1 protein-coding gene is annotated in these 745 nt (G+C 61.9%); it reads right to left on the reverse strand.

What is annotated here, in order from left to right:
• Window positions 1-685, reverse strand: a 685-nt coding sequence (istA, locus tag BMI01S_RS37840) for an IS21 family transposase (protein ID WP_042293629.1), incomplete at its 3' end; no start/stop codon positions are given.
• Window positions 686-745: the final 60 nt, after the last annotated feature.

Below are 745 nucleotides of genomic sequence, written 5' to 3' on the forward strand. Positions count from 1 at the left end.
CCTTGGTCTTGGCTCGATAGGGGCGGCATACCTTCGGCGTGAAGCCGTACGTTTCCGCCAACGCGAGTAACTGCGTATTCCATCGATGCTGCCCTTCGCCGAATGCATCACGCTCGATAATCACCGACTTCGCGTTATCGAACAGCACTTGCTCCGGCGTGCCACCGAAGTGGAAGAACGCTTCGCGCAGACATTCACACAGCGTCGTCGCGTCCTCGCTGACAGTAAAGCGCACGAAGCTCGCACGGCTGTAGCCAAGAGTCGCGACCAACGCCAACAACGGCGCGCGGCCCCGGCGAATGACCGTAAAGTCGGCCTGCATCTGCTTGCCCGGCGCAGTCTCGAAGCGAACCACCGGCTCGGCGGCAACGTGCTTGTGCGGCGCTAGGAACGCCTTCAACTGACTGATGCCGCCTTCGTACCCGACGTCGCGCAGTTCGCGAAGCAGCACCGTCGCCGGAATCCAGTGCGGCCGCGCCGCCGCCACACGTTCGAGCACATAACTCTTAAACGGCTCGAGCTTCGTCGCACGCGGCTCGCGCTGCTTATAGTGCCCGGCCTGTTCGTCACGCAGATAGCGACGCGCCGTATTGCGCGAGATGCCCAACTGCCTCGCTATCTCCCGTACGCCCATTCCACGTCTTGCCAACACCTTGATTTCCACTGCTTGCTCCTGACTCAGCATCGGCGGCAAAAAGCCGCCATCTTGCACCCCCGAGGTGGGTCAGGTTTACTTCGGCGAGGT

This window comes from Paraburkholderia mimosarum LMG 23256 = NBRC 106338 (assembly GCF_000739815.1).
Classification (GTDB): domain Bacteria; phylum Pseudomonadota; class Gammaproteobacteria; order Burkholderiales; family Burkholderiaceae; genus Paraburkholderia; species Paraburkholderia mimosarum.